The 21472-nt window shown below is 67.6% G+C and carries 21 protein-coding genes; 4 read left to right on the forward strand and 17 right to left on the reverse strand.

What is annotated here, in order from left to right; translation table 11 throughout:
- Positions 1–5 precede the first annotated feature (5 nt).
- Positions 6–1838: an ABC-F family ATP-binding cassette domain-containing protein gene (locus JSQ98_RS05240; RefSeq protein ID WP_211648659.1), complete on the reverse strand. Its 1833-nt coding sequence runs from the start codon at positions 1836–1838 to the stop codon at positions 6–8.
- A 113-nt stretch (positions 1839–1951) separates the two neighbouring features.
- On the opposite strand from JSQ98_RS05240, the gene JSQ98_RS05245 reads away from it, so the two are divergent.
- Positions 1952–3817, forward strand: coding sequence for a lipase family protein (locus tag JSQ98_RS05245; protein WP_346728720.1), 1866 nt, complete (start codon positions 1952–1954; stop codon positions 3815–3817).
- 29 nt (positions 3818–3846) lie between these two features.
- Here the strand turns inward: JSQ98_RS05245 and JSQ98_RS05250 are convergent, their stop codons facing one another.
- The 3 genes from JSQ98_RS05250 to JSQ98_RS05260 form a co-directional block, all read right to left on the reverse strand.
- Positions 3847–4023, reverse strand: a complete 177-nt coding sequence (locus tag JSQ98_RS05250) for a hypothetical protein (RefSeq protein WP_211648661.1) — start codon at positions 4021–4023, stop codon at positions 3847–3849.
- Positions 4024–4051: 28 nt separating this feature from the next.
- On the reverse strand, positions 4052–4753 hold the full coding sequence (locus JSQ98_RS05255) for a DsbA family oxidoreductase (protein ID WP_211648662.1): 702 nt from the start codon (positions 4751–4753) through the stop codon (positions 4052–4054).
- A gap of 77 nt (positions 4754–4830) precedes the next feature.
- Positions 4831–5757: a 4-(cytidine 5'-diphospho)-2-C-methyl-D-erythritol kinase gene (locus tag JSQ98_RS05260; protein ID WP_211648663.1), complete on the reverse strand. Its 927-nt coding sequence runs from the start codon at positions 5755–5757 to the stop codon at positions 4831–4833.
- 169 nt (positions 5758–5926) lie between these two features.
- On the opposite strand from JSQ98_RS05260, the gene JSQ98_RS05265 reads away from it, so the two are divergent.
- On the forward strand, positions 5927–7624 hold the full coding sequence (locus JSQ98_RS05265) for an MDR family MFS transporter (RefSeq protein ID WP_211648665.1): 1698 nt from the start codon (positions 5927–5929) through the stop codon (positions 7622–7624).
- Positions 7625–7628: 4 nt separating this feature from the next.
- Entirely contained in the window at positions 7629–8165 is a 537-nt protein-coding gene (locus JSQ98_RS05270; RefSeq protein ID WP_211648666.1) for a MarR family winged helix-turn-helix transcriptional regulator, read from the forward strand.
- Here JSQ98_RS05270 and rsmA read toward each other — a convergent pair.
- The 4 genes from rsmA to JSQ98_RS05290 are packed head-to-tail and all read right to left on the reverse strand — an operon-like array spanning position 8146 to position 12087.
- A complete protein-coding gene (rsmA, locus tag JSQ98_RS05275; protein WP_211648667.1) occupies positions 8146–9057 on the reverse strand; it encodes a 16S rRNA (adenine(1518)-N(6)/adenine(1519)-N(6))-dimethyltransferase RsmA in 912 nt (303 codons plus the stop codon). The two genes, JSQ98_RS05270 and rsmA, sit on opposite strands and share 20 nt — an antisense overlap.
- Positions 9054–9971, reverse strand: a complete 918-nt coding sequence (locus JSQ98_RS05280; RefSeq protein ID WP_211648668.1) for a TatD family hydrolase — start codon at positions 9969–9971, stop codon at positions 9054–9056. Before JSQ98_RS05280 ends, rsmA begins: the two co-directional genes overlap by 4 nt.
- Positions 9968–11554 (reverse strand): methionine--tRNA ligase, encoded by a 1587-nt coding sequence (gene metG, locus JSQ98_RS05285; RefSeq protein WP_211648669.1) that lies wholly within the window; start codon positions 11552–11554, stop codon positions 9968–9970. The genes JSQ98_RS05280 and metG overlap by 4 nt, the downstream gene beginning before the upstream one ends.
- Positions 11555–11610: 56 nt before the next feature.
- Positions 11611–12087, reverse strand: coding sequence for an OsmC family protein (locus JSQ98_RS05290; protein ID WP_211648670.1), 477 nt, complete (start codon positions 12085–12087; stop codon positions 11611–11613).
- 49 nt (positions 12088–12136) lie between these two features.
- On the opposite strand from JSQ98_RS05290, the gene JSQ98_RS05295 reads away from it, so the two are divergent.
- Positions 12137–13507: an aminotransferase class III-fold pyridoxal phosphate-dependent enzyme gene (locus JSQ98_RS05295; RefSeq protein WP_211648671.1), complete on the forward strand. Its 1371-nt coding sequence runs from the start codon at positions 12137–12139 to the stop codon at positions 13505–13507.
- Positions 13508–13550: 43 nt separating this feature from the next.
- Here JSQ98_RS05295 and JSQ98_RS05300 read toward each other — a convergent pair whose 3' ends face one another.
- The 9 genes from JSQ98_RS05300 to atpE all read right to left on the reverse strand — a co-directional run bounded on the left by JSQ98_RS05300 (position 13551) and on the right by atpE (position 21458).
- Positions 13551–14552, reverse strand: a complete 1002-nt coding sequence (locus JSQ98_RS05300) for a protein phosphatase 2C domain-containing protein (protein WP_090150372.1) — start codon at positions 14550–14552, stop codon at positions 13551–13553.
- A gap of 30 nt (positions 14553–14582) precedes the next feature.
- Complete coding sequence (locus tag JSQ98_RS05305; protein ID WP_211648672.1) at positions 14583–15383, reverse strand: YaaA family protein; 801 nt, start codon at positions 15381–15383, stop codon at positions 14583–14585.
- 83 nt (positions 15384–15466) lie between these two features.
- Positions 15467–15724, reverse strand: coding sequence for a F0F1 ATP synthase subunit epsilon (locus JSQ98_RS05310; protein ID WP_090150378.1), 258 nt, complete (start codon positions 15722–15724; stop codon positions 15467–15469).
- Between the two features lie 3 nt (positions 15725–15727).
- Entirely contained in the window at positions 15728–17188 is a 1461-nt protein-coding gene (gene atpD, locus JSQ98_RS05315) for a F0F1 ATP synthase subunit beta (protein ID WP_090150382.1), read from the reverse strand.
- Between the two features lie 22 nt (positions 17189–17210).
- Positions 17211–18101, reverse strand: a complete 891-nt coding sequence (locus JSQ98_RS05320; RefSeq protein WP_090150385.1) for a F0F1 ATP synthase subunit gamma — start codon at positions 18099–18101, stop codon at positions 17211–17213.
- A gap of 79 nt (positions 18102–18180) precedes the next feature.
- The gene (atpA, locus tag JSQ98_RS05325; protein ID WP_090150388.1) at positions 18181–19809 is read right to left on the reverse strand and encodes a F0F1 ATP synthase subunit alpha; all 1629 of its coding nucleotides are present in this window, start codon (positions 19807–19809) and stop codon (positions 18181–18183) included.
- Positions 19810–19863: 54 nt separating this feature from the next.
- Positions 19864–20640 carry a F0F1 ATP synthase subunit delta gene (locus JSQ98_RS05330; protein WP_211648674.1) on the reverse strand — a complete coding sequence of 259 codons (777 nt, stop codon included), beginning with the start codon at positions 20638–20640 and terminating at the stop codon, positions 19864–19866.
- Entirely contained in the window at positions 20640–21191 is a 552-nt protein-coding gene (locus JSQ98_RS05335; RefSeq protein WP_090150394.1) for a F0F1 ATP synthase subunit B, read from the reverse strand. Before JSQ98_RS05335 ends, JSQ98_RS05330 begins: the two co-directional genes overlap by 1 nt.
- A gap of 39 nt (positions 21192–21230) precedes the next feature.
- Complete coding sequence (gene atpE, locus JSQ98_RS05340; protein WP_010157574.1) at positions 21231–21458, reverse strand: ATP synthase F0 subunit C; 228 nt, start codon at positions 21456–21458, stop codon at positions 21231–21233.
- Positions 21459–21472: the final 14 nt, after the last annotated feature.

Consider the following 21472-nt stretch of genomic DNA (forward strand, 5'->3'; position numbering starts at 1 on the left):
GCCGCCTACTCCAGCGCGCCCGACAGCTCCAGCCACCGTTCCTCGAGGGCCGCGACCTCGTCTTCGATCGCGGTGATCTTCGTCATCTCGGCGTTGAGCTTCGTGTAGTCGCCCTGATCCATCGCCGCGAGGCCCGTGCGCGCCTTCGTGGCGTCTCGCTGCAACCGCTCCATCTTACGCTCGACGGCCGACAACTCCTTCTCTGCGGCACGCCGCTCCGCGCCCCCGAGCGCCGGCTTGCGTGCGGCTCCGGCTGCCTGCGACGCGGTGCTTCCCGTCGATTGCGATGCCGATCCGGACGACGACGCCGTCGACCCCGACTGCTCCTGACTGCGCAGTTCGAGGTACTGGTCGACACCGCCCGGCAGGTGCCGAAGGTGCCGGTCGAGAATGGCGTACTGCTGATCGGTGACGCGCTCCAGGAAGTACCGGTCGTGCGACACCACGATGAGGGTGCCCGGCCAGGAGTCGAGCAGATCCTCCATGGCGGCCAGCATGTCGGTGTCGAGGTCGTTCGTCGGCTCGTCGAGGATCAGCACGTTGGGCTGGTTGAGCAGGATCAGCAGGAGCTGCAGTCGGCGCTTCTGCCCACCGGAGAGATCCTTCACGGGCGTCGACAGCTGCGCGCTCGTGAAGCCCATGCGCTCGAGCAGCTGACCCGGCGTGAGATCCTGGGCCTTCGATCCGCTGCCGACGGTGAAGCTCGTGCGCAGGCCGTCGATCACCTTGCGCACCGGATCCTGAAGATGCTCCTCGAGCTCGTCGAGACGCTGGGTGAGGGTCGCCACCTGCACGGTCTTGCCGCGCTTGACGCGCCCGGACGTCGGCTCGACGGTGCCGGAGATCAGGCCGAGCAGCGTCGATTTGCCCGCTCCGTTCACGCCGAGTATTCCCGTGCGCTCACCCGGGGCGAGCAACCAGTCGACGTCCTCGATGATCACCCTGCCGTCGTAGGCGACTCCCGCTTCGACGAGGTTGACGACCTCTTTCCCGAGACGGGCGACGGCCATCGACTGCAGCGACACGCGATCCCGGATTTCGGGAACGTCTGCGATCAGCTCGTTCGCCGCGTCGATGCGGAACTTGGGCTTCGACGTGCGAGCAGGCGCACCGCGGCGCAGCCAGGCGAGCTCCTTGCGCGCGAGATTCTGCCGCTTCTGCTCGATGGTCGCCGCCTGCCGGTCCCGCTCGACGCGCTGCAGGATGTACGCGGCGTACCCGCCCTCGAACGGTTCGACGATGCGATCGTGCACCTCCCAGGTCATATTGCAGACCTCATCGAGGAACCACCGATCGTGCGTGACGACGAGCAGGGCGCCCTGGCCCTTCGGCCAGCGGCGCTGCAGGTGATTCGCGAGCCAGGCGATGCCCTCGACGTCGAGGTGGTTCGTCGGCTCGTCGAGGAAGACGATGTCGTACTGCTGCACGAGCAGCCGCGCGAGCGCCACCCGTCGGCGCTGACCGCCGGAGAGCGCGTCGAGCGGAGCCTCCCAGTCGAGGTCCGAGATGAGGCCGGCGATCACCTCGCGCGCTTGCGGGTCGCTCGCCCACTCGTACTCCTCGCGGTCGCCGACGACCGTGCGGCCCACCGTCTGGCCCGCCTCGAACACGTCCGCTTGATCGAGCACGCCGATCGTCGTCCCGCCGCGCAGCGTCACTTTGCCGCCGTCGGGCTCGCGCCGACCGGCCAGCATCATCAGCAGGCTCGACTTGCCGTCGCCATTGCGCCCGACGATGCCGATGCGGTCCCCCTCGGCCACGCCGAGCGTGACCGAGTCGAACACGGTCTTGGTCGGTACTTCGAGGTGCAGGGCCTCGGCTCCCAGTAGATGCGCCATATGTTTCCCAGCGTAGTCGTGCCGCAGGAGTCTCACTACACTGGCGATGTCGCGGTCGCGCGATGGATCGAGTCAGACCCGCTCCTCGCGGATCCAGCCAGGGAAGGCCGCCGGTGACATCCAGGTTCTCACGCACCGCGTCGCGAGTGCTGTTCGGTGCTGCTGCCGTCGCGCTGGGAGTGGCGCTGATCTTCGCTCCCGTCGCCGTGCACGGCATCGCGATCATCACGGGGCTCGGGCTCATCAGCGTCGGGGCGGGGTCGTTCTTCCGCCCCTCGCCCGCGGTCGGAGGACCCGAGGGCGCGCCGCGGATCCCTTCGCTCACGCGACTGGTCGGCGGTGCGCTCGTCGCGCTCGGCGCGCTGATGGCGCTCTGGCCCGACGCGGGTGCGCCCTGGCTCGCGTTCCTCGTCGGCGCCGCGCTCGTCGTGCACGGCGCGCTCGCGCTGTGGAACGCGATCACCGGCCGCGATGGGTGGCACGCCGACGCCCGCGCCGCGTCGGCGATCATGGGTGCGGCGACGATCGTGCTCGGCGTCGTCGCCTTCTCCTGGCCGGTGCTGACGCTGACAGTCTTCAGGCTCGGACTCGCACTGTGGCTGGTCGCGGTCGGCCTGCACGCCATCTGGGATGCAGTGGTGTGGCTGCGATCCGCCCGAGTCGGAGGTGCGCTCGAGGTCGGCGCGCCGGTTCGCGATGCATCATCCCGCACCGGTGCGCGGCCCTCGCGACTGCGTCGATGGGCCAGAACCGTGGGCGCCGTCGCGTCGCTCGCAGCCGCCGCGCTGCTCGCCTGGGGCAGCGGCACCGTGCTCGGAGGGTCGCCGATGCCCCAGCCGGGCGCGTTCTACTCGCCGCCTGCGGACGTACCGGGCGCCCCGGGTCAGCTGCTGCGCTCTGAGCCGCTCGACTCCGGGGTGCCCGAGGGCGCGCGAGCCTGGAAGATCCTGTACACGACCACGCACCCCGACGGCACGCCCGCCGTCTCGAGCGGCACCGTGCTCGCCCCGGTCGAGCCGACGAAACGTCCGCTGCCCCTGCTCAGCATCGCTCACGGCACGACGGGCGTCGTAGCGCAGTGCGCGCCCTCCATGAGTGCCGCGCCGTTCTCGGACGGAGCCGGTACCGCTCTCGCCGAGATGGTCGCGCAGCACGGCTGGGTCGCCGTCACGTCCGACTACGTCGGGCTCGGCACCCGCGGCGTGCACCCCTACCTCGTCGGAGACGCGGAGGCCCGGAATGTGCTCGACGCCTCGCGAGCCGTGCAGCAGCTCGACGCCGTCACGACGACCACGGAGACGGTCGTCTGGGGCCACTCGCAGGGAGGGCAGGGCGCGCTCTGGACCGGGCAGATCGCCGAGGACTACGCGCCGGAGCTCACCGTGCGTGGGGTCGCGGCCTTCGCGCCGGCAGCCGACCTGTTCGGGCTCGCCGAGGTCGACAAGAACGACGCCGCCGGCAAGACCGTCTCCGCGTACATCGCGACGACATGGGCGCGGCTGTACCCCGACCTCGATCTGAGATCGCAGCTCACGCCGGGATCACAGGGCCCGGTCGAGCACATCCGCTCCCTGTGCTTCAACGGCAGCGACGTGCTCGCGGCGATCCTGAGGGGGTCGCAGATCCCGAACCAGATCTTCCCCGACCGCCTGCTGAACGGCGAGTTCGGCGATCGCCTGAAGGCGCAGACGCCTGTCGGCCCGTTCCCCGCCCCGGTGCTCGTCGCCCAGGGTCGAGCGGATCCGCTCGTCCGCCCGGAGATGCAGCGCGACTGGGTCGAGGCGCGTTGCACGGACGGCGTCGACATCGACTACCGCACGTTCCCCGGCCTCAGTCACAACACCCTGGTGGCGGCGGATTCGCCGCTCACTCCGCAGATCGTGCAGTGGACGCTCGACCGCTGGGAAGGCAAGCCGGCGACCCCGAACTGCGACGACCTTCCGGCCTCGACGCCCGATGCGGAGCAGACGCCCGGGTAGCAGGCCTCAGAAGCCCGCGCCTCATCGCTCTAGGCCGCGCAGCACGACCCGCCGCAGCATGATCCGCCCGACTCGCTGTCGCCCAGCAGGTTCAGGATCTCTCGCGTCTCGGCGTCGGCGAACGATGCGGCGCCTTCGAGGCCCGTCTCCGATCCGACCGACAGTGCATCTCCTGCGGTGGTCTCGGTGCGGTGCTGTTCAGTCATCATGTGCTCCTTCTGAATGTGGACGAGTCTAGACCGTGCCGGCGGGCGCGTCGCCCCGCTGGAACCCGAGCACCTGGTCGAAGACGTTCGCGAACGCCTCTGCTGATTGCGCGCCCGAGACCCCGTACTGCCCGTCGAGCAGGAAGAACGGAACGCCGGTGATGCCGAGCTGCCGTGCCCGCACGATGTCGCGCTGCACCGCCTCGCCGTACGCCTCGTCGTCGAGCGCTGCCCGCACCTCATCGGCGTCGAGCCCCGCCTCGGCGCCGAGCCGCGCGAGCCCATCGGCGTCGGACATGTTCTCGCCCTCCGCGAAGTACGCGCGGAACAGACGCTCCTGCACCTCCGCCTGCACGCCGCGATCCCGAGCGAGGTGCAGTACTCGGTGGGCGCGCTGCGTGTTCGCGTGCTTGACGTCTGGGAACCGGAACTCGACATCCTCGGTGGCGCCGAGCTCGGTCATCTGCCCGAGCATCTGCTCGACCTGCGCTGCTGGCATGCCCTTGTGCCGCACCAGGAAGTCGATCTCGCTGCCGGAGAAGTCCAACGGGGTGTCGGGCGCGAGTTCGAAGCTGTGGCTCTCGACCTCGACGGCGACGCCGGGGTGCTGCTCGCGGAACGCGCGCACCGCGGCATCGAAGCGGTGCTTGCCGAGATAGCACCAGGGGCAGGCGATGTCGGACCAGATATCGACGCGGATCGTCTCGCCCGCTGGCAGTGTTTCATTCACACACGGTGCAGCGCCGAGCGGGTCGCGCGTATTCCCGCAGAGGATCAGCAGGATGTCGAGCGTCGCGGCGATCCCGCTCAGATGACGCGCGCGCCGGGCACTGGCCCCGACACGATGAGCGCCCGGAAGCCGCGCCGGCCGAGCACCGCACGCACTTCGGCCGCCTCCTGCGGCGTGCCGACGAGGAACGCGATGGTCGGGCCGGATCCGGACACGATTCCCGCCAGGGCGCCCCGCGACTCCCCCAGTTCGAGGATCTCGGTGAGCTCAGGGGCGAGCTTGAGCGCCGCGACCTGCAGATCGTTGTGCATCGCGTCCGCGAGGGAGTCGGCATCGCCGACGCGCACCGCCTGCAGCACCGCCGTCTCCACTTTCACGAGATCGGGTTGCGGGCCGAGTGCGCTGGCGTGACGGTCGCGGTGCTCGTCGAGCGTCCGGTACACGACCGGCGTGCTGAGTCCCGAGTCGGAGAGCGCGAGCACCCAGTGGAAGTCGCCCTTCGCGAGGGCCGGACTGAGTTCATCGCCTCGTCCGGTGCCGACGGCGGTGCCGCCTTCGAGCGCGAACGGCACGTCCGCTCCCAGTTCAGCGGCGAGCGGGAGGAGGCCTGCGCGGCCGAGGCCCGTGCCCCACAGTTCGTCGCAGGCGACGAGCGTGGCAGCCGCATCGGCGGAGCCGCCGCCCATGCCGCCGGCGATGGGCACGCGCTTGAGCACGGTGAGCGCGACGCCGCCCGCGTATCCCGTGCGCTGCGCCAAGAGCTTCGCCGCCGCGATCGCGAGATTCGAATCGTCTCGCGGGAGCCCGGAGGCGTCGACGGGGCCGACGAACTGGATCGAGAAGTCGTCGGCGGCGACGGCGGTGACCTCTTCGAAGAGCGACACGGCCTGATACAGCGAGGCCACGTCGTGGTACCCGTCGTGCTGCAGCGCGCCCACGCGGAAGAACACGTTGATCTTCCCTGGCGCGCGCACCGTGACCGGGCCCCCTCGGCTCCTACCCATGGTCCTACGCTAGCGCAAGCTCGGGCGCCGATCGGACGTGCGTGTCACACTCGTTCGTTAGTTGACAACGGTCAACCAAGTGGTATGGTTGATCTTCGTCAACTGTTGACTTGCATCAACCGATGCTCTCACCCTCACAGCACTCCGCAGCACACAGAATCAGGAACCAATGTCTCTCCCCGCATCCGCGCCCACGGAACCGCCGAAGATGACGCATCGCCAGGTCCTCGAGGCGCTCTCAGGGCTCCTCCTCGGCATGTTCGTCTCCATGCTGGCCTCGACCGTCGTGTCGAGCTCGCTGCCCGTCATCATCCACGACCTCAAGGGCGATCAGGCCGCGTACACCTGGGTCGTCACCGCGACACTGCTCACCACCGCGATCTCGACGCCGATCTGGGGCAAGCTCTCCGATCTCTTCAATCGCAAGCTCCTGTTCCAACTCGCGATCGGCATCTTCGTGCTCGCGACGGCCGCGGCCGGGTTCTCGCAGGACCCCGGCACGATGATCGCCTTCCGCGCGGTGCAGGGCATCGGCGCTGGCGGACTCGCGGCCCTCAGCCAGGTCATCATGGCCGACATCATCAGCCCGCGCGAGCGCGGACGCTACATGGGCCTCTTCGGGGCCGTCATGGCGCTCTCGACCGTCGGCGGTCCGCTGCTCGGCGGCGTCATCACCGATTCGATCAACTGGCGATGGAACTTCTTCGTCGCACTGCCGTTCGCCGTCGCAGCGCTGTTCATCGTGCAGAAGACCCTGCACATGCCCAAGCGTCCGCGCAAGCGCACCAGCATCGACTACTTCGGCATCGTGCTCCTCTCCGTTTCGGTATCGCTGCTGCTCATCTGGGTGACCAATGCCGGGCGCGACTACGACTGGTGGAGCCTGACGACCATCCTGATGGTCGGCGGCGCCCTCGTCGCCGCGACGCTGTTCATCATCGTCGAACTGCGCTCCAAAGAACCCCTCGTGCCGCTGACGCTCTTCCGCAGCCGCACGTTCACGCTCGCCGTCGTCGCCTCGATCGCCACCGGCATCGCCATGTTCGGCTCGTCCGTGTTCCTGAGCCAGTACATGCAGCTCTCGCGCGGGGCCACCCCGACGCAGGCGGGCGTCATGACGATCCCCATGATCGCCGGCCTCCTGCTCGCCTCGATCGGCGTCGGCGGTCTCATCACGAAGTACGGCAAGTGGAAGCCGTACCTGATCGTCGGGGCCGTGCTGCTGATCGCCGGCTCGACGATGCTCTCGACCATCCATTACGACACGAACTTCGCTTTGGTTTCCCTGTACATGTTCCTGCTCGGCGCCGGCGTCGGCATGACGATGCAGAACCTGGTGCTCGTCGTGCAGAACACCGCGGATCCCGCGCAGATCGGCGTATCCAGTTCGGGTGTCACGTTCTTCCGCAGTCTCGGCGGCACGATCGGCGTCTCAGTGATGGGTGCAGCGCTGGCGGCCCGCGTGAGCGACCTCATGGGATCGGAATCCATCCTTCGCAAGATGGCCACCGCGGTCCAGTCGCTCGGCGAAGAGGGCATCGCCGTCGCGCAGCAGCTGAAGTCGGGGGCTCTGCCAGAGGTCTCGACGATGCCGCACGCGATCAGGATCATCGTCGAAGACGTCTACGCGCAGGGCATCTCGCACTCCTTCCTCATCGCCGTGCCGTTCGCGGTGCTCAGCCTCATCGCGATCATCTTCCTGCCGAACACCCCGCTCACGAGCATGACGAACAGCGAGCGTGCGCACGCATCTGAGGCGGACTTCGCCACAGTGTCGACCTCGGAGGGCATGGGGGTGCTGACCGCGACCGGTGGCATCCCCGTGGTCGAGGACGACGACGCTCCGAACCGGCCGTCGGAGAAGTAGCGACATGTCGTCATCCACGCGTCCGGCTTCCGCGGCTCCCGCTGCGCCCTCCTCGGCTTCCGAGCACGAGGACCGCAGTGGGAGCCCCGCGGGCGACCCGCGCACGCAGGCCTTCGAGGCGCTCGAGCGGGAGTTCGAGCTCATCTTCACTCAGTTCCGCCGGTCGGCGATGGCGAATGCGTCGCAGGTGAGCGAGGGGATGCTTCCCGGCGCCTACAAGGTGCTGACGACGATCTCCCGGGTCGGGAGTGCGACGCTCTCCGAACTCACCGAGATACTGCTCACCGACAAGGGGCAGATGAGCCGCACGATCCGCGATCTCGACGAGCGAGGCCTCATCGACCGCGCGCCGGATCCGAGCGACGGCCGGTCGATCCGCATTTCAGTGAGCGAGTTCGGGACGCAGCGTCTCGCGATGACTCGGGGCGAGAAGGAGCACGAGCTCCGCGACGCGATGGGACGTTGGACCGTCAGCGACATCGTGCGGTTCACCGAGCTCCTGCACGCTCTCTCGCTCGGCCTTACTCCCCGGACTCCTTAGCACTGGCTGCCGCGCGGGCGATCGCGAGGAACTCGTCGATCGCGAGTTCCTCCGCCCGCGCTGCGGGGTTCGACCCTGCTGCCGTGATCACGCTCACAGTGCGATCGAACCCTCCCAGCACCGGCTGCAGGGCTTGACGCAGCATCTTCCGGCGCTGCGCGAATGCCGCGTTGACGAGCTCGAAGGTCAGACGCCGCTCGGCCTCGGTGCCGCGAGGCTCGTCTCGACGCTCGTATCCCACGAGCACGGAGTCGACGCCGGGCACGGGCCAGAAGATCTTGCGGCTCACGGTGCCGGCGATGCGCCACGGACCGTACCAGGCCGCTTTCGCGCTCGGCGATCCGTACTCCTTCGAGCCGGGCTGCGCGGCGATGCGGTACCCCACTTCGGCCTGCACCATCACGAGGCCGCCGCGCAGGTCGGGCAGCAATTCGAGCAGATGCATCAGGATCGGCACCGACACGTTGTACGGAAGATTCGCCACGAGCTTCGTGGGTGCCGCGTCGGCCGCGAAATCCTCGGCGGTGACGTCGAGCGCATCACTGCGCACCACACTCAGACGCGGGCGTTCCGCATCCGCGAAGACCTCCGGCTGCATCGCAGCCACCGTCGCAGGGAGCTCGGCGGCGAGCCGGTGATCGATCTCCACTGCGGTGACGCCTGCGCCGGTTTCGGTCAGTCCGAGCGTCAGAGAACCGAGCCCGGGTCCGATCTCCACCACGCGCTCCCCCCGCTGCACGCCGGCGAGCCGCACGATCTTGCGCACCGTGTTCGGGTCGATGACGAAGTTCTGCCCGAGCTTCTTCGTCGGCGACACGCCGAGTCGCTCGGCGAGCTCGCGCACCTGCGCCGGACCGAGCAGCGCAGGCGCTTCGCGGTTCTCGTCGCTCACGAAGTCGCCTCTGCTGATTCGAGCTGCCACGATCCGTACACGCGTTCCGTGTTGGCGGCGATGAGCGCGCACACCTCATCGAGGGGGCGCTCGAGGGTCTCCGCCAGGCGCCGCACCGTGTAGGGCAGCAGGTACGGCGCGTTCGGCCGCCCGCGATAGGGTTCCGGCGTCAAGAACGGGGCGTCGGTCTCCATCAGCAGGAGCTCTGGCTTCGCAACGGCGATCGCCTCGCGGAGCACCGGCGCGTTCTTGAAGGTCGAGGGTCCGGCCACCGACACGTACCAGCCGTGGTCGTTGCAGATCTTCGCGAGGCGCGCATCGCCCGAGAAGCAGTGGAACACCGTGCGCTCGGGTGCGCCCACGCGGATCAGGGTGGCCACGACCTCGTCGTGGGCATCGCGATCGTGGATCTGCAACGCGATGCCGTTCGCCTTGGCGATCTCGATGTGCGCCTCGAACGATTCGATCTGCGCGTCCCGGCCGTCCTCGCCCGTTCTGAAGAAGTCGAGCCCGGTCTCGCCGATCGCGCGCACGCGGGGCTGAGCTGCGAGTCGGGCGATCTCGGAGAGCTGCGCGTGCAGCAGCCCCAGCTCAGCGACGCGCGGCGCCTCGTTCGGGTGGAGTGCGACCGCGGCCAGCACGCGCGCGTCGCTCGCCGCCAGTTGCGCGCTCCACCGGCTCGTCTCGAGATCCGTTCCGACCTGCACGACTCCCTGCACGCCGACTGCAGCGGCACGCGCCAGCGACTCGAGCGGGTCGAGCTGATCCACACCGTCCTCGAACTCGAGGTGCGTGTGGTTGTCGTATACGGGCAGCGGCAGGGGCTCCGGAGCCGCAGGCCGCGTGAGGTCCCGCCCGTCCGACTTGCGTTTGCGGAGCCCGCCCTCGGGAACCGCTGCAGCAGCCTGACTCACTTGCCCGTCTCGTCGGCTTCGATCCGCGGGAACAGCACCGCGAGCGGCTGCTGCTCGGTGCCCGGCGCAAGCTTGCCCCAGACGGCCGCATCGCGGAGCGGCTGCTCGTCGAGTGCGCCGAGCGCGGACTCGGCGCCAAGCGCTGCCCACAGCTTGTCGGTCGCGAGCGGCACCACCGGAGCGAGGAGCTCGGCGAGCACGCGCAGCCCTTCGGTCGCCGTGTAGAGCACGGTGCCGAGACGCGCGCGCTGCCCCGGATCCTTCGCGAGCACCCAGGGCTCCTGCTCGGTGATGTACCCGTTCAGCGCGTCGACGAGCTCCCAGATCGCGGCGATCGCCTCGTGGATCGCGAACGCATCCATGCGCTCGTCGGCTCGCGCTGCCGCCGATGCCGCGAGTTCGCGAATCGCCTCGTCCGCAGGCGCTTCGTCCGCCGCCTCCGGCACTCGGGACTCGAAGTACTTCGCGTTCATGGCGAGTACCCGGCTCGCGAGGTTGCCGAAACCGTTCGCGAGTTCGGCCTGGTAGCGTGCCGCGAGGTCCTCCCAGCTGAACGAACCGTCGTGCCCGAAGGAGATCGCTCGCATGAAGTAGTAGCGGAACGCGTCCGAGCCGAACGTATCGGTGATCTCGTTCGGCGCGATGCCGGTGAGCTTCGACTTCGACATCTTCTCGCCGCCCACGAGGAGCCAGCCGTGGGCGAAGACGTGGTTGGGCACCTCGAGCCCTGCTGCCATGAGCATCGCCGGCCAGATCACCGCGTGGAAACGCAGGATGTCTTTGCCCACGAGATGGTTCGCCGGCCACCGGCGCGCGAACTCCTCATCGTCCTGGCCGTAGCCGATGGCTGTGACGTAGTTCAGCAGCGCGTCGAACCAGACGTAGGTGACGTGCGATGCGTCCCACGGGATCGGAATGCCCCAGTCGAACGAGGTGCGGGAGATCGAGAGATCCTCGAGACCCTGCTGCACGAACGCGATGACCTCGTTTCGTGCGCTGGCCGGTTGCACGAAGTCGGGCCGCTCCTCGTAGAGCGCGAGCAGACGATCCTGGAAGGCGCTCATCTTGAAGAAGTAGTTCTTCTCCTGCAGCAGCTCCAGGGGCTTGGAGTGGATGGCGCAGACCTTCTGACCCGCGAACTCGCCGGTGCCGTCGACGATCTCGCTCTTGGGCTTGAACTCCTCGCACCCGACGCAGTAGAGCGCTTCGAACTCCCCCGCGTAGACGTGGCCGTCGTCGTGCAGCTTCTGCAGGAACTTCGCGACGCCGGCCTCGTGGCGCGCGTCGGTCGTGCGGATGAAGTCGTCGTTGGAGATGTCGATCAGATCGAGCAGGGGCTTCCAGGCCGACTCGACCAGACGGTCCGCCCACTCCTTCGGCGCGACGCCGTTCGCAGTCGCGGTGCGCAAGATCTTCTGACCGTGCTCGTCCGTGCCCGTGAGGAACCAGGTGTCGTCCCCGCCCTGGCGGTGCCAGCGAGCGAGCACATCGGCGGCCACTTCGGTGTAGGCGTGCCCGATGTGCGGGGCGTCATTGACGTAGAAGATGGGGGTCGTCAAGTAGAACGAGGAGGGGTTGGCCATGGGTTCCATTGTATTGGGAACCGGGAGCTGAGCTGGTCGCGCGACGTCGCCCGGCCTCACGCCGCCGCGGCGACCACAATCTCCGGCTCGTGCCGCACCGGGAAGTTCACCGAGTTCGCGATGAAGCACGCTGCGAAGGCGTCTGCGTGCGCCGCCCGCGCCGCGTCGACCATGCCGGACGCGGCAACGGTGACGCGCGGACGCAGGATGACCTCTTCGAAGGCTCCGCCGATCCCCTGCTGCCGCATCACGCCGGTCGCGGCGTCGCTGTACGCGACGACGACGACCCCGGCGCGCACGGCCATGTGCAGGTAGGAGAGCATATGGCACTGAGCGAGCGCGGTGACGAGGAGCTCCTCCGGGTTCCACCGGTCGCGGTCGCCGTGAAAGGTGGGATCCGCCGAGCCCTCGAGCGGAGCCTTCCCTTCGGCGTGGATCAGCAGCTCGCGCCCGTACGCGCGATACCCGCTCGTGCCGGTGCCGCGGTTGCCCGTCCACTCGACACCGACGCGGTACTCGTGCAGATCCTTCATGACCCCACTCTAAACGGTGTCGCAGTGCCCCGAGAGTAGGATCGAGACCATGAGTTCAGCGACCAGCGCCGTAGCCGTCAGCACCGAATCTTCAGTTCCTCAGGAGCGTCTCGTACGCACCGAGATCCCCGGGCCCCGTTCGAAGGAGATCCACGAGCGGCGACGCGCAGTCGTGCCTCCCGGCGTGCACAGCGTGCTCCCCGTGTACATCGAGCGCGCGCACGACTCGATCCTCATCGATGTCGACGGCAATCAGATCATCGACGTCTGCGGCGGCATCGGCGTCACCACGATCGGGCACACTGATGATCGCGTCGTCGCGGCGGCGACCGCCCAGCTGCAGAACGTCACCCACACGCTCTTCACGATGACCCCGTACGAACCCTACGTGCAGGTCGCCGAGCATCTCGCGAAACACGTACCGGGGTCGACGGCGAGCGCTCCGTACAAGACACTGCTCATGAATTCGGGGGCCGAAGCAGTCGAGAACGGCGTCAAGATCGCACGGAAGTTCACGGGACGGCCGGGGGTCGCCGTGCTCGAGCACGCCTACCACGGTCGCACGCTCCTCACGAGCAGCATGAATCACAAGGCTGCGCCGTACGCGCTCGGGTACGGCCCGCGAGTCGGCGACATCTACAAGGCGCCGAACTCCTACCCGTTGCACGACGGACTCACCGGCGCAGAGGCCGCCGCGCGCACGATCGCCTACCTCGAGAAGCAGGCCGGGGCATCCGACCTCGCATGCCTCGTGGTCGAGCCGGTCCAGGGCGAAGGCGGTTTCATCGTGCCAGCCGACGGCTTCCTCCCGGCGCTGGCCGAGTGGTGCCGCGCCAACGGCATCGTCTTCATCGCCGATGAGGTGCAGGCGGGGATGGCGCGCACCGGCACGGTCTTCTCGATCGAGCAGTTCGGCGTCGTGCCCGACATCGTGCTCTCGGCCAAGGGCATCGCCGGCGGCCTGCCGCTCGCAGGGATCACGGGCCGGGCCGACATCATGGACCAGTCGCAGCCGGGCGGACTCGGAGGAACCTTCGGCGGCAATCCGGTGTCGTGCGCGGCCGCCGTGGCCGTCTTCGAGCAGATCGAATCGCTCGGCCTGCTCGGCGAGGCCCGACGCATCGAGTCCTCCTTCGGGGCCGGCCTGCGCGAGCTTCAGGAACGCTTCCCCGCGATCGCTGAGGTGCGCGGCATGGGGGCGATGCTCGCCATCGAGGTGACGAAGCCCGGCACGCTCGAACCCGACGCAGATCTCGTCACTCGAGTCATCGACGCGGCCGCGCAACGGGGGGTGCTGCTGCTGAGCAGCGGCGTGCACAATCAGGCGATTCGCTTCCTGCCCTCGTTGAAGATGAGTGACGCACTCATCGCCGACGTCATGTCCGTGCTGCAGGAGTCGTTCTCGGTCGCGAGCTCGTAGGGGCTCGCGGCGGCGCGCCTCGCTGAGCGCTGGGCCGCAGCGCTCAGCGTTCTTCCGGGCGGGGCGTGCTCGGCGCATCGGGGAGGATCACTGGCTCGACGTCGTCGCAGTCCTCCTCGTCCTGGCCATCCCGGCTCGGCGTGTGCACCGGAGCCGATGTCACTGCCGCCGCAGCGCGGCTCCGGTCGCCCTCGGAGCACACGCTCTCCGTGTGGTCCGAGAGATCGATGCCGGATCCCTCGATGCTTCCGGTGTCGACGACATCTCCGACCGCGTGCACATCGATGACGACGACGGTCACATTGTCGCGGCCCGCGTTCTCGAGCGCGTGCCGCACGAGCGAGCGGGCGGCAGCCTCCGCAGTGACCTCCGTCGCGAGGAAGTGCTGGATGCCGACATCGGTCAGCTCCTTGGTTAAGCCATCGGAGCAGATGAGCAGCCGCTGACCCGCGATGAGCGCCAGCGACGTGTAGTCGGGAATGGGCGCCTCGTTGAACCCGACGGCGCGCGTGATGACGTTGGCGTGCGGGTGCACCTCCGCCTCTTCCTCGGTGATCGCGCCGGTATCGATGAGGTGCTGCACGACCGAGTGATCCACGGTGATCTGGCTCAGCGCACCCTTGAAGTACTGGTAGACGCGGGAGTCGCCGATGTTGAAGACCTTCCACGTCGGCTCAGGATCCGTGCCGAGCACGACTCCGGTCACCGTTGTGCCTGCTCCGAGCTCCGTGTCGCCGGCGTCGAGCTCGATGTCGTCGACGGCGTCGCCGAGCGTCTCGTCGATGTCCTGCTCGCTCACCAGGTCTTTGCCGCCGAGTTCGGCGAGACGTCGAACGACCGCTGCCGAGGCGATCTCGCCGGCGGAGTGACCGCCCATCCCGTCCGCGATCGCGAACACCGGCGGGGCCGTCACGTAGCTGTCCTGATTGTTCTCTCGACGGCGCCCGACGTCCGTCATCGCGAACCACGAGAGTTCGAGCTCGAGATCGCCTCCGGCACGATAGTTCAGCCGTCGCCGAACTCCGTTCTCTCCGCGAGCCGTCACAGCTTCCCTCTCATAGACACCCGAGCCATATTACCCTGCATCCGCTTGCCGCGATGCGGTCATGCCCGGAGCACCGAGCTGCGTGACGAGCGTGAGGGTCCGCTCGTCGAGGTCGGCGTGCAGCTCGAGCCCTGCCGAAGAGCCCCAGCTGAGGAGCGCGTCCATGTCTGAAACGGCGGCCTGGTCGCTCGCGAGGCGCCGCACCAGATCGCCTTTCGCCGCCTTGTTGAAGTGGTTCAGTGCGCGTACCTCGCCGTCCGCGCTGCGCTGCGCCACATGCACGAACCATCCGATACCGTCCGGGAGCGGGGCGAGAGCTGCGTAATCCTGTGAGCGGAGATCGAGCACCAGGCCGGGGGCGTCATCCCACGAGATGGCAGCGTGTGCGCCGCTCCACAGGCGTTTCAGCGGCATGGCGAGCTCCGGCAGACGCGAGCTCGCGGAGAGTCTGTACGCGGGGATCTCATCCCCCGCACCGATCAAGCCGAAGAGCGCGGACTGCACAGCGACGTGATCGTCGAGCCACTTCCGGGACGCCGCATCGAGCGTCGCGACACCGAGGGCGTCGTACAGCACGCCCGTGTACCGCTCGATCGCCGGCAGCACGCCGCTCTCACCCAGTCGGCGGTTGTGCGCGAGCTCGGAGCGGTTCTTCACCCCGAGCTTCAGCGCTTTCGCTGCCGCCGCCTCGTCGCTGCTCAGCGATTCGAGCGCTTCGCGCACGCGTCGTCGGAACTCGGCGAGCTCGTCAGCGAATCGGAGCCGTGCCGGGTCGAACGCGCCGGCGCCGCCGGGCCGCTTCGTCTCGGACGGCGGAAGCAGGAGGAACATGCGTACCTTTCGTGCGCTGCACGAACGAACGGCCGATCAATGCCCCGTGGAGGGCATGACCGGCCGTTCGCTGGTGTTGGGGACTACGCTACGGTGGCGCGTCCCGCGACAATGGTGATGGTGTCGTGGTCGACCGAGAGGAACCCGCCCTCCGCCTCGACCGCGACTTTCTCGCCGCCAGCGGTGGTCACGCGCACCTCGCCCTTCGCCAGAAGCGCGAGCAGTGGCTCGTGGCCGCTGAGGATACCGATCTCGCCCTCGACCGTCTTCGCGATGACCTGGGAGGCTTCACCCGCCCAGACCTGACGCTCGGCCGAGACGACGCTCACGTTCAGCGCCATCGTTTAGGCCAGATCCTTCTGCATCTTCGCCCAGTTCTCCTCGACATCGTTGATGCCGCCGACGTTGAAGAACGCCTGCTCTGCAACGTGGTCGAACTCGCCCTTGGCGATGGCATCGAACGACTCGATGGTCTCCTTGAGCGGAACCGTCGAGCCCTCGACACCGGTGAACTTCTTCGCCATGTAGGTGTTCTGCGAGAGGAACTGCTGGATGCGACGTGCGCGCGACACGGTGATCTTGTCTTCCTCGGAGAGCTCGTCGACGCCCAGGATCGCGATGATCTCCTGGAGTTCCTTGTTCTTCTGCAGGATGGCCTTGACCGTGGTGGCGACGCGGTAGTGATCCTCGCCCAAGTAGCGGGGGTCGAGGATGCGCGAGGTCGACGTCAGCGGATCGATCGCCGGGTAGAGACCCTTCGATGCGATCTCGCGCGACAGCTCGGTCGTCGCGTCGAGGTGCGCGAAGGTCGTCGCCGGAGCCGGGTCGGTGTAATCGTCGGCGGGGACGTAGATCGCCTGCAGCGAGGTGATCGAGTGACCGCGCGTCGAGGTGATGCGCTCCTGGAGCACACCCATCTCGTCTGCGAGGTTCGGCTGGTAGCCCACAGCGGAGGGCATACGGCCGAGCAGCGTCGAGACCTCGGAACCGGCCTGGGTGAAGCGGAAGATGTTGTCGATGAAGAGCAGCACGTCCTGCTTCTGCACATCGCGGAAGTACTCCGCCATGGTCAGCGCCGAGAGGGCGACGCGAAGACGCGTTCCCGGCGGCTCGTCCATCTGGCCGAACACGAGCGCGGTCTTGTCGAAGACGCCCGCTTCTTCCATCTCGTGGATGAGGTCGTTGCCCTCACGGGTGCGCTCGCCGACGCCGGCGAACACCGACACACCGCCGTGATCCTGCGCGACGCGCTGAATCATCTCCTGGATGAGGACGGTCTTGCCGACACCCGCGCCGCCGAACAGGCCGATCTTTCCACCCTGCACGTAGGGCGTGAGGAGGTCGATCGACTTGATGCCGGTCTCGAAGAGCTCGGTCTTCGACTCGAGCTGGTCGAACGCCGGCGGGGTGCGGTGGATGCCCCAGCGCTCGGTGATCTCGATGGTCTCACCCTCGGGGAGGTTGAGCACGTTGCCCGAGACGTCGAACACCTTGCCCTTGGTGATGTCGCCGACGGGCACGCTGATGGGGCCTGCCGTGTCGAACACTTCCTGGCCACGGACGAGACCGTCGGTGGGCTTCAGAGCGATGGCGCGGACGAGGTTGTCTCCGAGGTGCTGTGCGACCTCGAGAACGAGCTTCGAGGACGCGGTGCCGTCACCGAAGTCGACGCTCGTCTCGAGAGCGTTGTAAACGGCGGGAATCGCATCGTGGGGGAACTCGATGTCGACGACGGGCCCGGTGACTCGAGCGATCCGCCCGACAACCTTGGTGGCCTCAGTCGCCACTGCGGCGGTTTCGGTCATGATTCTCTCTCTTCGTGCTGTTTTAACCGGACAGCGCGTCAGCGCCGCCCACGATCTCGGAAATCTGCTGGGTGATCTCCGCCTGGCGCGCGTTGTTCGCGAGGCGGGTGTAATCCCGGATCAGCGTGTCGGCGTTATCACTTGCGGACTTCATCGCCTTCTGCGTCGCAGCATGCTTCGCTGCGGCCGATTCGAGCATCGCGTTGTACACGCGCGACTCGATGTAGGCGGGAAGCAGGCGGTCGAGCACGGTGTCTGCATCCGGCTCGAACTCGTACAAGGCTTCCGGTGCATCGGTTGCCTCGGCTACGCCCTCGACGATCTGCAGGGGCAGCAGGCGGTGCACCTGCGGCACCTGGCTGACCATGCTGATGAGGCGGTTGTAGACGAGGTGGATCTCTTGCGCTCCGCCTTCAGCAGCGGGGCGCCCGAAGATCTCGAGCAGCGCTTCAGCGACTTCGCTGCCGGTCTCGAACGTCGGGTTCTCGGTGTCGCCCGTCCACACGCGCTCGGAGGCGCGGCGGCGGAACGAGAAGTACCCCTGGGCCTTGCGGCCGATCAGGTAGTACACGACGTCCTTGCCCTCGCTGCGGAGCAGCTCGCTCAGCTCCTCGGCTTCGCGCAGCACCTGCGAGTTGAAGGCGCCTGCGAGGCCGCGGTCCGAAGTGAAGATGACGACCGCTGCGCGCTCGACCTTCTCAGCCTCGGTGAGCAGCGGATGGTCGGAATTCGAGTGCGTGGCGACGGCAGAAACCGCGCGTGTGATCGCGGTCGTGTACGGCGTCGAAGCTTCGACGCGCGCCTTCGCCTTCTGGATGCGAGATGCCGCGATCAGCTCCATCGCACGGGTGATCTTCTTGGTCGTCTGGGCAGAACGAATTTTCTGCCGGTAGACCCGAAGTTGCGCTCCCATGTCTCTCCTGTAGTGGTTGGGGCTGGCTGGTGATCAAGGTTCGGGGTGGGCGGGGACGATCGCCCCCGCCCACTGATCCCTACTTCTTGTTGACGACCAGCTGCTCCTGCTGGATCTCGGCTTCGTCGATCGCGTCGAACTGCTCGGCCAGGCTCTGACCGCTCGACGTGCGGAACTCGCTCGTGAACTTGCCGATCTGGCTTTCGAGCTCGGCGACGGTTTCGTCGGCGAGGACGTTCGTCGTGCGGAGCGTGCCCAGCACCTCGGAGTTGCGTCCGAGGTAGTCGAGGAACTCGCGCTCGAAGCGGAGGATGTCCTCCACCGGAACGTCATCCATGAAGCCCTTGGTACCCGCCCAGATCGACACGGTCTGCTCTTCGACCGGGTACGGGGTGTACTGGGGCTGCTTGAGGAGCTCGGTGAGGCGAGCACCGCGGGCGAGCTGCCTGCGGCTGGTCGGATCGAGATCCGACGCGAACATCGCGAACGCCTCGAGCGCACGGTACTGAGCGAGCTCGAGCTTCAACGTACCCGAGACCTTCTTGATCGACTTCACCTGAGCGTCGCCGCCCACGCGCGACACCGAGATGCCGACGTCGACCGCGGGCCGCTGGTTCGAGTTGAACAGGTCGGACTGCAGGAAGATCTGGCCGTCGGTGATCGAGATCACGTTGGTCGGGATGTAGGCCGAGACGTCGTTGGCCTTCGTCTCGATGATCGGAAGACCGGTCATCGAACCAGCGCCCAGCTCGTCGGAGAGCTTCGCGCACCGCTCCAGCAGACGGGAGTGGAGGTAGAAGACGTCACCCGGGTATGCCTCGCGCCCCGGCGGACGACGCAGCAGCAGCGATACCGCGCGGTAGGCCTCAGCCTGCTTCGACAGATCGTCGAAGATGATGAGGACGTGCTTGCTCGCGTACATCCAGTGCTGGCCGATGGCCGAGCCGGTGTAGGGGGCGAGGTACTTGTAGCCAGCGGGATCCGAAGCCGGGGATGCCACGATGGTCGTGTACTCCATCGCTCCGGCGTCTTCGAGCGCGCCCTTCACCGAAGCGATGGTCGAGCCCTTCTGACCGATCGCGACGTAGATGCAACGCACCTGCTTCGAGATGTCGCCCGATTCCCAGTTCGCCTTCTGGTTGATGATCGTGTCGATCGCGAGGGCGGTCTTGCCGGTCTGACGGTCGCCGATGATGAGCTGGCGCTGGCCACGGCCGACGGGGATCATGGCGTCGATCGCCTTGATGCCGGTCTGCAGAGGCTCGTGCACCGACTTGCGCTGCATGACGCCGGGAGCCTGGAGCTCGAGGGCGCGACGGCCTTCGATTCCGGTGATCTCGCCGAGTCCGTCGATGGGCTTGCCGAGCGGGTCGACCACGCGGCCGAGGTAGCCCTCGCCAACGGGAACGGAGAGCACCTCGCCGGTGCGGGTGACCTGCTGGCCCTCTTCGATGCCGGTGAACTCACCGAGCACCACCACACCGATTTCGTTCTCTTCCAGGTTCTGCGCGAGACCCAGGGTGCCGTCCGCGAAGCGAATCAGTTCGTTCGCCATCACGCCCGGGAGTCCCTCGACGTGCGCGATGCCGTCAGCGGCGTCGACGACCGTGCCGACCTCGGTCTTGCCAGCCTCGGTGGGCTCGTACGACGCTGCGAAGTCCTTCAGCGCGTTACGGATCTCATCCGGGCTGATTGAGAGTTCTGCCATTTCGTTTCCTCTGTCTGTTCCGGAAGCGCAGCCCCCGGGGGTGAAAAGTTGTCGCTATGCAGCGAGCTGCTGTCGGAGATCGGCGAGCCGCGCGCGAACGCTTCCGTCGATCACGTCATCGGCGATCTGCACCCGGATTCCACCGACCAGAGTCGGGTCGACCACGGTCGTGATGCGCACGGGGCGCCCCGCCGACTGCTCGAGTGCGCGTGCCAGACGCTGCTGCTGCTCCGCCGTGAGCGGCGTCGCAACGGTGACCGTTGCGAGCTCGCTGCCGGCCTCATCCGCCGCGAGGCGTGCTGCCTGACGCAGCGTGGCGTCGAGACGCCGACCGCGCGGGCTTGCGACGAGATGCGAGAGGACGGTCAGGGCCGAAGCCGATGTCTTCCCCTGGAAGAGGCGCTGCACGAGGGCGAGCTTGCCGGCAGGGTCTGCCAGCTTGCTGCCGAGGCTGAGTTGCAGTTCGTGGTTGCGATCGATCACATCGACCGCAGCGAGGAGCTCATCGGAGAGCGCCGCGTTCACGGCGCCTTCCGCACGAATGCCGAGCTCTTCGACGCCCGAGACGAACTCGGCGACATTCGACCACCGGGCCTGAACGGCAGCGGTGAGTACTGAGCGCGCGCCAGCGGAGAGACCGCTGAAGAGTCGCTCGACCAGCTGCGACTTCGCCTCGGCCGGAGCCGAAGCATCGCCGAGCGCCGCTGCGAGCGCGGGGCTCTCAGCAACCCGGCTCGCCGCTTGCAGCAGCTCACCGCCGGCGTTCGTGTCGAGACCGGACCTGAGCGCGGTTCGCGCCTGGGCCAGTGCTTCGCGTGACGCGCTTCCCATTACTGAGCCGCCTTCTCGGATGCTTCGAGGTCGGCCAGGAAGCGATCGACGAGCGCCGAAGCCTTCTGGTCGTCGGTGAGCGTCTCGCCGACCACGCTCGAAGCGAGGTCGATGGCGAGCGAGCCCACGTCCTTGCGGAGCGAGACGACCGCGCTCTGGCGCTCGGCCTCGATCTGCGCCTGCGCGGCGTGGGTGATGCGTGCCTGCTCGGTCACCGCATCCTCCTTCGCCTTTGCGACGATCTTGTTCGCGTCGAGACGAGCCGACTCGCGGATCTCGCCGGCCTCCTGCCGAGCGCTCGCGAGCTGGGCGGTGTATTCCTGGAGTGCGGCCTCGGCCTTCGCCTGAGCCTCGTCGGCTTTGGCGATGTTGCCTTCGATCGCCTCTGCGCGAGCATCGAGCATCGTCTGCATCTTGGGAAGGAAGACCTTCCAGAATGCGACGAGGATGATGGCGAAGACGACCGCAGACCACACGATGTCGTACGTTGCGGGGAAGAGCGGATTGAGGTTCGCGCCCTCCTCCGCTGCAACGAAGACTGCGTTATTCATCGAGCCTCCCTTTCGAGACTAGGGAAAGGTGAAAGCGGCTTACGCAGCGAAGATGAACGGCGTCGCGATCGCGATGAACGCGAGCGCCTCGGTGAACGCGATACCGATCCACATGAGGACCTGGAGGCGGCCGGCGAGCTCGGGCTGGCGGGCGACACCCTCGATGGTCTTGCCGACGACGATACCCACGCCAATGGCGGGTCCGATGGCAGCGAGGCCGTAACCGACGGTTGCGATGTTGCCCGAGATTTCAGCGAGAACAGACACGGTATGTGTTTCCT

Source organism: Leucobacter manosquensis, assembly GCF_018304845.1.
GTDB classification, from domain to species: Bacteria; Actinomycetota; Actinomycetes; order Actinomycetales; family Microbacteriaceae; genus Leucobacter; species Leucobacter alluvii.

Coding starts and splice junctions, on each gene's coding strand:
- metG (WP_211648669.1), bottom strand. CDS start 11,554: ATGGCCAACCCCTCCTCGTTCTACTTGACGACCCCCATCTTCTACGTC.
- JSQ98_RS05270 (WP_211648666.1), top strand. CDS start 7,629: ATGTCGTCATCCACGCGTCCGGCTTCCGCGGCTCCCGCTGCGCCCTCC.
- JSQ98_RS05320 (WP_090150385.1), bottom strand. CDS start 18,101: ATGGGAGCGCAACTTCGGGTCTACCGGCAGAAAATTCGTTCTGCCCAG.
- JSQ98_RS05240 (WP_211648659.1), bottom strand. CDS start 1,838: ATGGCGCATCTACTGGGAGCCGAGGCCCTGCACCTCGAAGTACCGACC.
- JSQ98_RS05295 (WP_211648671.1), top strand. CDS start 12,137: ATGAGTTCAGCGACCAGCGCCGTAGCCGTCAGCACCGAATCTTCAGTT.
- JSQ98_RS05310 (WP_090150378.1), bottom strand. CDS start 15,724: ATGGCGCTGAACGTGAGCGTCGTCTCGGCCGAGCGTCAGGTCTGGGCG.
- JSQ98_RS05290 (WP_211648670.1), bottom strand. CDS start 12,087: ATGAAGGATCTGCACGAGTACCGCGTCGGTGTCGAGTGGACGGGCAAC.
- JSQ98_RS05305 (WP_211648672.1), bottom strand. CDS start 15,383: ATGTTCCTCCTGCTTCCGCCGTCCGAGACGAAGCGGCCCGGCGGCGCC.
- JSQ98_RS05260 (WP_211648663.1), bottom strand. CDS start 5,757: ATGGGTAGGAGCCGAGGGGGCCCGGTCACGGTGCGCGCGCCAGGGAAG.
- JSQ98_RS05250 (WP_211648661.1), bottom strand. CDS start 4,023: ATGACTGAACAGCACCGCACCGAGACCACCGCAGGAGATGCACTGTCG.
- atpA (WP_090150388.1), bottom strand. CDS start 19,809: ATGGCAGAACTCTCAATCAGCCCGGATGAGATCCGTAACGCGCTGAAG.
- atpD (WP_090150382.1), bottom strand. CDS start 17,188: ATGACCGAAACCGCCGCAGTGGCGACTGAGGCCACCAAGGTTGTCGGG.
- JSQ98_RS05265 (WP_211648665.1), top strand. CDS start 5,927: ATGTCTCTCCCCGCATCCGCGCCCACGGAACCGCCGAAGATGACGCAT.
- JSQ98_RS05330 (WP_211648674.1), bottom strand. CDS start 20,640: ATGGGAAGCGCGTCACGCGAAGCACTGGCCCAGGCGCGAACCGCGCTC.
- JSQ98_RS05335 (WP_090150394.1), bottom strand. CDS start 21,191: ATGAATAACGCAGTCTTCGTTGCAGCGGAGGAGGGCGCGAACCTCAAT.